Below are 8,031 nucleotides of genomic sequence, written 5' to 3'. Positions count from 1 at the left end.
ACATCGTGCGGTTCTATAACGAGGGGCGATTGCACTCGACACTGGGCTACGTGCCGCCCAATCAGTATGAGCGGCAAGCGGCCTGACGATCACCGATTGAGGTGTCCGGAAAAAGTTGACCACTACACTTGTTCGCGACGACGGTGTTTCAGACGAAGCATTTTCGGCGATCATGCCGGCCTCTTCACGAACAAGTCGCTCCTACGAGGGCAATGTGTACTCCCTGTGGGAATGAGAGGGCGCAGGAGCGCACCGGGCGGCGCTTGGCTTGTTCGCGACGACGGTGTTTCAGACGAGGCATTTTCGGCGATCATGCCGACCTCTTCGCGAACAAGTTCGCTCCTACAGGGGCGATGTGTACCCCTGTGAAAGTGAGCTTGCTCACGAAAGCATTAGTAGCGCTTTAGTGCCCTTTGACCGAGCTCGGGTTGATCATCCGCGACAGGCCGAGGTTTTTCAGCGCCAGTTGCAGGGAGCTGCTGATGACTTGCGGGTTGTCGTTGGTCATCAACTGCGCAAGCAGCTCCTTGGCCTTGCTGAGATTGATCTGACGCAGCATCCACTTCACTTTCGGCAGGTTGGTGGCGTTCATCGACAAGCTGTCAAAGCCCATCGCCATCAGTAGCACAGCTGCTGCCGGGTCGCCGGCCATTTCGCCGCAGATGCTGACCGGCTTGCCCTCGGCATGTGCATCACGCACCACGCTTTGCAGGGCCTGAAGCACGGCTGGGTGCAGGTAATCATAAAGATCGGCCACACGCGGGTTGTTGCGGTCGACCGCCAGCAGGTATTGGGTCAGGTCGTTGGAGCCTACCGAGAGGAAGTCCACCTGACGCGCCAGATCGCGGGTCTGGTAGACCGCCGCAGGCACCTCGATCATCACGCCAACAGGCGGCATCGGCACATCGGTGCCTTCGTCGCGCACCTCGCCCCACGCCCGGTGGATCAGGTGCAGCGCTTCTTCCACTTCGTGGGTACTGGAGATCATCGGCAACAGAATGCGCAGGTTGTTCAGGCCCTCACTGGCCTTGAGCATGGCGCGGGTCTGGACCAGGAAGATTTCCGGGTGATCGAGGGTGACGCGAATACCGCGCCAGCCGAGAAACGGGTTGTCTTCCTTGATCGGGAAGTAGGACAGCGACTTGTCGCCGCCGATGTCCAGGCTGCGCATGGTCACCGGCAGCGGATGGAAGGCGGCCAGTTGCTCACGATAAATCGCCAGCTGTTCCTTTTCACTCGGGAAACGCTGGTTGATCATGAATGGCACTTCGGTACGGTACAGGCCCACCCCTTCGGCACCGCGCTGCTGGGCACGAGCGACATCGGCCAGCAGGCCGGTATTGACCCACAACGGCATGCGATGGCCGTCCAGGGTCACGCATGGCAGTTCGCGCAGGGCATCCAGGCCTTGGGAGAGCTGGCGCTCCTCCTCGACCACCTTGCCGAACTGCTTGCGCATGATTTCGCTGGGGTTGGTGAAAACTTCGCCATGATAACCGTCGACCACCAGATCGATGCCGTCGACCTTGGAGTAAGGGAAGTCCACCAGCCCCATGACCGTGGGAATGCCCATGGCCCGCGCCAGGATCGCAACGTGGGAGTTGCCGGAACCCTGAACCGAAACCAGGCCGACCAGCTTGCCTTCCGGCACCTCGCCCAGCATGGCCGGGGTCAATTCTTCACTGACCAGAATCGTGTTGTCGGGGTAGACCAGTGCCTGCTGCCGCGCTTCCTGAAGGTAAGCCAGCAGGCGACGGCCCAGGTCCTTGACGTCCGAGGCCCGCTCGCGCAGGTAGGCATCGTCCATCAGTTCGAAGCGTTTGACGTGCTCGCTGACCACCGAGCGCAAGGCACCCTGCGCCCACTGGCCGGTCTTGATGACATCGGTCACTTCGCTGCCCAGCGAGGCATCATCGAGCATCATCAGGTAAACATCGAACAGCGCGCGCTCTTCGGGACGTAGCTGGGTGGCGAGCTTGGCTGACAGGGTGCGCATGTCATTGCGCACGCCTTCCAGAGCGTTCTGGAACAACGCCAGCTCGGCGGCGATATCAGTGACGGTCTTGTCCGGCACCACCTCCAGATCGGCAGGCGGCAGCATGACCACTGCCACACCCACGGCGGCACCCGGCGAACCGGCCACACCGACGAACTTGGCTTCCTGAATGCCCTTGCCCTGGCGACCCAGACCGCGAATCGAGCCGGTGGCTTCGGCATGGGCAATAACGCCCGCCAGCTGCGCGCTCATGGTCACCAGGAAGGCTTCTTCGCCCTCGTCGAACTGGCGACGCTCCTTTTGCTGGATCACCAAAACCCCCACCACGCGACGGTGGTGGATGATCGGCGCGCCCAGGAACGAGGCGTAACGCTCTTCACCGGTCTCGGCAAAATAGCGATAACGAGGGTGATCTGCGGCGTTTTCGAGGTTCAGCGGTTCTTCACGCGTGCCGACCAGACCGACAAGGCCTTCATTCGGCGCCATGCTGACTTTGCCGATGGAGCGCTTGTTGAGGCCTTCGGAGGCCATCAGCACAAAGCGGTTGACCTCGGCATCGAGCAGGTAGACCGAGCAGACCTGGCTGCCCATGGCCTCCTTGACGCGTAACACAATAATGCCCAACGCCGCCTTGAGATCCTTGGCGGAGTTAACTTCCTGGACGATCTTGCGCAGCGTATTGAGCATGGCTCGGGGTCGAACTCCGTGTCAGTCGCGCGATAACAGGCGCGGGGCAAGCTCTTTGAGTGCGCGTCGATACACCTCGCGCTTGAATGTCACCACCTGGCCTAACGGGTACCAATAACTGACCCAGCGCCAGCCATCGAACTCCGGTTTACCGGTCAAATCCATCCGCACCCGCTGCTCATTGGAGATCAGGCGCAGGAGAAACCATTTTTGCTTCTGGCCGATGCACAGCGGCTGGCTGTGCGTACGGACCAAGCGTTGCGGCAGACGATAGCGCAACCAGCCCCGAGTGCAGGCAAGTATTTGCACATCATGTCGTTCCAGCCCGACTTCTTCATTCAATTCACGATAAAGCGCGTCTTCCGGCGTCTCCTGCGGGTTGATTCCACCCTGAGGAAACTGCCAGGCATCCTGGTTAATACGCCGAGCCCATAGGACCTGACCAGCATCGTTTGTCAGAATAATCCCGACATTAGGACGGAAACCATCGGGGTCGATCACGGCAACAACCTCGCAAACGCATGTCGCCGCATTGTTCCACAAAGGCGATCAAACCAGCAACGAGGCTTATCACCTTATGTGAAGACTTGTGAAAACCTCGTATTCTGGGACTCTTTTTTCAACTATTTCAGCGAGTAACCCTATGCGTCTGGCTTTATTCGACCTCGACAACACGCTTCTGGGCGGCGACAGCGACCATGCCTGGGGCGATTATCTGTGCCAACGCGGGATCCTCGATGCCGCAACCTACAAGACCCGCAACGATGAGTTCTATCAGGATTACCTGGCCGGCACGCTGAACATGACCGACTACCTGAATTTTACCCTGGAGATTCTGGGCAACACTGATATGGCGCAGCTCGAGCAGTGGCATCGCGAGTTCATGCGCGACTGCATCGAACCGATCATGCTGCCCAAGGCGCTGGAATTGATCGCCAAACACCGCGAGGCCGGCGACAAGCTGGTGGTGATTACCGCCACCAACCGCTTTGTGACGGCACCTATCGTGGCGCGACTGGGGATCGATACGTTGCTGGCAACCGAATGCGAGATGGCTGACGGACGCTATACCGGCCGCACCACAGGTGTGCCCTGCTTCCGTGAAGGCAAGGTGACACGCCTCAATCAGTGGCTACAGGACAACGCGTTCAGCCTTGAGGACAGCTATTTCTACAGTGACTCTATGAACGACCTGCCGCTGCTGGAGCAAGTGGCCAACCCGGTTGCGGTCGATCCGGACGCCAGACTGCGCGCAGAAGCCGAACAGCGCGGCTGGCCGGTTATCACTCTGCGTAACTGAACGTCGGCACTGCTCAGGCCGGTTTGAAGCCCATCAGACCGGCCATCGCCACAAAGCACACGACGCTGATCACAGTCAGCGCCAGGGTAAAACCTCGCTTGCCGCCCTTGGCACCGAGGCGCAACCGGTTGAGCCTGGCCACCAGCCAGCCCCAACTGCACAGCCCCAGGGTGTAAAGCAGGCTGCTGCCCAGCACCCAGGTCTGGCCCAGTGACAACCCTTTCAGATGCACCAGCCACCAGCCACTGAATGGCAGTGTCGCCAGACACACGGCCATAAGCACCCAGAAAAACAGTAAAGGCCGCTTGAGCAGGCGATTCTGCACGGTCGTGTCGCCTTCAAGACGCACCTTGACCACCCCGCTGGCCAACACCAGCGCGCTGATCAGCAACAACGCGATGGCGACGATGTGCAAGGTATTGAGGGTGGTGATGGGTTCCATGACGCGGCGTTCCTCTGGAATCGGGCTTGGGTGAGTTTAGCAGCGTGGACACAAGGGCCGCGCCTTAAGAGCTAGCGTGGGCATGCTCCGCGCTCAGCGTTATACGCAAATCCGCCTTTGATTCTGGCCGAAGGCCGTGGGAGCGAACTTGTTCGCGAAAGGGCCGGTACATCCGCCGAAGGTGCGTCGCCTGAAACACCGTCTTCGCGAACAAGCGAAGCGTCGCCCGGTCCGCTCCCACGCCCTGCGGGCAAAAGCCTGCTCTGCGCCCAACGTCAGCCCAGAAACAAGCGGTACGCCGGGTTTTCGCTCTCGTCCCAATACGGGTAACCGATCTCGTCCAGCGCTGCGCCCACCAGGTGCCGCTCTTCCTCCGGCACTACCAGACCAGCGACCACACGGCCGTCTGCTGCGCCGTGGTTGCGGTAATGGAACATCGAGATGGTCCAGCGGCCGCCCAGGCGGTTGAGGAAGTTGAACAGCGCGCCCGGTCGCTCAGGGAATTCGAAACGCAGCACCACTTCATCGTCGACGCGCTCGGCATGCCCACCGACCATGTGACGGATGTGCAGTTTGGCCAGCTCGTTGTCGGTCAGGTCGAGCACCGGGAAGCCTTGCCCGGTCAGGCTGGCGATCAGGGCGCTGCGCGGGTCGTTCTCGGGGTGGGTCTGCACGCCGACGAAGATGTGCGCCTCGCGATCGGTGTGGTAGCGGTAGTTGAATTCGGTGATCTGGCGCTTGCCGATGGCCTCGCAGAAGGCCTTGAAGCTGCCCGGCTGCTCGGGAATGGTCACGGCGATGATCGCTTCGCGGCCTTCGCCCAGCTCGGCGCGCTCGGCAACGTGACGCAAGCGGTCGAAGTTGACGTTGGCCCCGGAGTCGATGGCCACCAGCGTCTGGCCGCTGACGCCGCGCTGCTCGACATACTTCTTGATCCCGGCAACACCCAGTGCGCCTGCGGGCTCGGTGATCGAGCGGGTGTCGTCGTAGATGTCCTTGATTGCCGCACATATTTCGTCGGTGCTGACGGTGATCACTTCATCGACATAATGACGGCACACTTCAAACGTGTGATGGCCGATCTGCGCCACTGCCACACCATCGGCAAACAGCCCGACCTGGCTCAATACCACACGCTCGCCCGCCGCCATCGCCGCTTGCAGGCAGTTGGAGTCGTCCGGTTCAACACCGATGACCTTGATCTCCGGCCGCAGGTATTTGACGTACGCCGCGATACCCGCGATCAGCCCGCCACCACCGACCGGTACGAAGATCGCGTCCAGCTGCCCTGGCTGCTGACGAAGAATCTCCATCGCCACGGTGCCTTGCCCGGCAATCGTGTCAGGGTCGTCATAAGGATGGATGTAGACCAAACCCTGCTCGTCGACCAGTTTCAGCGAGTAGGCCAGCGCTTCCGGGAATGAATCGCCGTGCAGCACCACTGTGGCGCCCCGCGAGCGCACGCCTTCAACCTTGATTTCCGGCGTGGTGCGCGGCATGACGATGGTCGCCAGAATGCCCAGTTCGCGTGCCGCCAGTGCCAGGCCTTGTGCGTGATTGCCCGCCGAGGCCGTGACCACGCCGCGTGCGGCCTCTTCTGCGGTCAATTGCGCCAGCTTGTTGTACGCGCCGCGAATCTTGAAGGAGAACACCGGCTGCAGGTCTTCGCGCTTGAGCAATACCCGGTTTCCCAGCCGCTCGGACAGCTGACGAGCGCCGTGCAGCGGGGTTTCGACAGCCACGTCGTACACGCGGGAGGTGAGGATTTTCTTGACGTAGTGTTCGAGCATCGGGGCGGCATCACTGACGAAGCGGGCAAGGTCGGGAAGTCTACCCTGCGTGCCGAAAGACGACCATACGAATGACAGGGCTTTGCAGCGCAGTCGCCGCTATAATGCGGGCCTTTTTTACATACCCCCTCTTTATTACCTACATCAGGCACCGTGGAGCCCGCATGACCCAGGATCAACTCAAACAGGCAGTCGCCCAGGCAGCTGTCGACTTCATCCTTCCGAAGCTCGATGACAAAAGCATTGTAGGCGTCGGCACCGGCTCCACGGCCAATTGCTTCATCGATGCACTGGCTAAACACAAGGCGGCATTCGATGGCGCGGTCGCCAGCTCGGAAGCTACCGCCGCGCGCCTCAAGGGCCACGGTATTCCGGTGTATGAGCTGAACACGGTCAGCGACCTGGAGTTCTATGTCGATGGTGCCGATGAAAGCGACGAGCATCTGAACCTGATCAAGGGCGGCGGCGCGGCGCTGACACGCGAGAAAATCGTCGCAGCAGTGGCCAAGACCTTTATCTGCATCGCCGATGGCAGCAAGCTGGTGCCGGTGCTGGGCGCATTTCCGCTGCCGGTAGAGGTTATCCCGATGGCACGCAGCCACGTAGCCCGCCAACTGGTCAAGCTGGGCGGCGACCCGGTCTATCGCGAGGGCGTTCTGACCGACAACGGCAATATCATCATCGACGTGCACAACATGAGCATCACCAACCCGGTGGAGCTGGAAGCGAACATCAACGCCATTGTCGGCGTGGTCACCAATGGCCTGTTCGCCGCTCGCCCGGCTGATCTGCTGCTGCTCGGCACTGCTGAAGGCGTGAAGCCCCTGAAGCGCTGATAAAACCGGTCATGCCCACGCAAGGTGGGCATGCGCCTCACAGGCTCAAGGCTTGCGGAACACGTAAAACAGGTTCGGCTCGCTCACCAGATACAGCGTTCCCTCTGCGTCCATGGCCATCCCTTCAGCCTGCGGCACGCCCTTGCTCAGGCCCATCGCCCCTTTTGCCAGTGAGCTGCTGCCAATCGGGTGACCACTGGTGTCGAGTTCGAGAATCCGCTTCGACTCATCGGACAAGGCCAGCAGGTGGCCGCTGATCTCATCGAATTGCAGGCTGGAAAGATCACGAACCGAAAGTCGGCCATCGCGCTTGCTGTTGGCAATGACCTGCAGGTTGCCGGGGGCCTGAAGATCGGTCTTTGGAAAGCCACGCACCTCAATGATCTGCACCGGGTCACGCTCCCTGGCGACAAACAGGCGCTTGCCGACCGAGTCATAAGCCAGCCCTTCATAGCCTTTATTACCGCTGGTACTTATCCCCAGTGTCAGTTGCTCGGCATCGGCGGCGTTCAGGCTTTTTGTGCTGTCATCCACATGAATCTGAATCAACCGCAGTTGACGCTCGTCGCTGATGACGTAAACGCCGGGGCTGATGTATTCGACAGCCTCGGCATCACCGAAACCAACCAGCGGAATGCGCCGCAACACCTTGCCATCCAGGCTCAGTTCGACCAATTCAGGGTTCTGGTTGGTCACCGTGAACAGGCTCTTGCGGTCCGGGTCGTAGCTGAGGCCGGAAACATCATCCTCAAGCCCCTCGATCACCTTTTCTTCCGTCACGACACGATACTGATCGAGCCCGATGGAATGGAGCGAGTCGGACTGCCAGAAAACTTGCCAGTCGAACAGCACGCGTTCCACGTAGCGGTATCGCTCATTGGCGATCATGAACAGCACCGCCAACGGAACAAGGGCCAGAAGCAGGAGTAAAGAGCGGGTAGAGCGGCGCATTGAGGTGACTCGGACAGGTTGAGCGGGCG

The 8,031-nt window shown here is 60.5% G+C and carries 7 protein-coding genes; 2 read left to right on the top strand and 5 right to left on the bottom strand.

Translation table 11 applies throughout. The features are described 5' to 3' along the window. Positions 1-403: 403 nt before the first annotated feature. Together ptsP and RGM3321_RS04405 are read right to left on the bottom strand one after the other, a co-directional pair. Positions 404-2,683, bottom strand: a complete 2,280-nt coding sequence (ptsP, locus tag RGM3321_RS04410) for a phosphoenolpyruvate--protein phosphotransferase (RefSeq protein WP_002555744.1) — start codon at positions 2,681-2,683, stop codon at positions 404-406. 21 nt (positions 2,684-2,704) lie between these two features. Further along, entirely contained in the window at positions 2,705-3,184 is a 480-nt protein-coding gene (locus RGM3321_RS04405) for an RNA pyrophosphohydrolase (protein ID WP_002555745.1), read from the bottom strand. Between the two features lie 142 nt (positions 3,185-3,326). Here RGM3321_RS04405 and RGM3321_RS04400 point away from each other — a divergent pair, with 142 nt between their 5' ends. After that, the gene (locus RGM3321_RS04400; protein ID WP_244391756.1) at positions 3,327-3,983 is read left to right on the top strand and encodes an HAD family hydrolase; all 657 of its coding nucleotides are present in this window, start codon (positions 3,327-3,329) and stop codon (positions 3,981-3,983) included. Positions 3,984-3,996: 13 nt separating this feature from the next. Here the strand turns inward: RGM3321_RS04400 and RGM3321_RS04395 are convergent, their stop codons facing one another. Both RGM3321_RS04395 and ilvA read right to left on the bottom strand, forming a co-directional pair. Further along, positions 3,997-4,425: a DUF2269 family protein gene (locus RGM3321_RS04395; RefSeq protein WP_244391755.1), complete on the bottom strand. Its 429-nt coding sequence runs from the start codon at positions 4,423-4,425 to the stop codon at positions 3,997-3,999. A gap of 275 nt (positions 4,426-4,700) precedes the next feature. Further along, on the bottom strand, positions 4,701-6,215 hold the full coding sequence (gene ilvA, locus RGM3321_RS04390; protein ID WP_244391754.1) for a threonine ammonia-lyase, biosynthetic: 1,515 nt from the start codon (positions 6,213-6,215) through the stop codon (positions 4,701-4,703). A gap of 164 nt (positions 6,216-6,379) precedes the next feature. On the opposite strand from ilvA, the gene rpiA reads away from it, so the two are divergent. After that, a complete protein-coding gene (rpiA, locus tag RGM3321_RS04385) occupies positions 6,380-7,051 on the top strand; it encodes a ribose-5-phosphate isomerase RpiA (RefSeq protein ID WP_244391753.1) in 672 nt (223 codons plus the stop codon). A gap of 45 nt (positions 7,052-7,096) precedes the next feature. Here rpiA and RGM3321_RS04380 read toward each other — a convergent pair whose 3' ends face one another. Then, the gene (locus tag RGM3321_RS04380) at positions 7,097-8,002 is read right to left on the bottom strand and encodes an SdiA-regulated domain-containing protein (protein WP_244391752.1); all 906 of its coding nucleotides are present in this window, start codon (positions 8,000-8,002) and stop codon (positions 7,097-7,099) included. Positions 8,003-8,031: the final 29 nt, after the last annotated feature.

The sequence above is a fragment of the Pseudomonas sp. RGM 3321 genome (genome assembly GCF_022836805.1).
Lineage (GTDB): Bacteria > Pseudomonadota > Gammaproteobacteria > Pseudomonadales > Pseudomonadaceae > Aquipseudomonas.
The sequence above is the reverse complement of the archived record's forward strand: the minus strand, read 5'-3'. Positions and strand labels throughout refer to the sequence as shown.